This is a genomic window from Actinoplanes sp. NPDC049265 (assembly GCF_043197135.1).
In the GTDB taxonomy this organism is placed as follows: domain Bacteria; phylum Actinomycetota; class Actinomycetes; order Mycobacteriales; family Micromonosporaceae; genus Actinoplanes.
In genome coordinates this window covers 1,266-1,490 of record NZ_JBICSP010000066.1, presented here as the reverse complement: position 1 = coordinate 1,490, position 225 = coordinate 1,266, and the positions used below count along the sequence as shown (strand labels likewise).

General features: G+C 62.7%; 1 protein-coding gene. It reads left to right on the top strand.

Features of this window, described 5'->3' with window-relative positions; genetic code table 11:
- A partial coding sequence (locus ACGFIO_RS44330) for a hypothetical protein (protein ID WP_392837330.1) occupies positions 1-225 on the top strand: 225 nt, incomplete at both ends.

Below are 225 nucleotides of genomic sequence, written 5' to 3'. Positions count from 1 at the left end.
TGGTGCGAGAACAAACCGCGGACGGCGCGGTTTTCGACCAGTTCACCGCTGACGGTAAACCGACGCATGGCACGATGCCGGGTCAGAATGGTGCGTCGCCGCAGGGTGTCACGGTCACCTACGACAATGGCGCTTCCACCTGGCGGTATGACGACGGGACGGTCGTCGACCGTAACGCTCACGGGGATGTCACTCACGAGAAGACGGCTGATGGCGCGGTTTTCG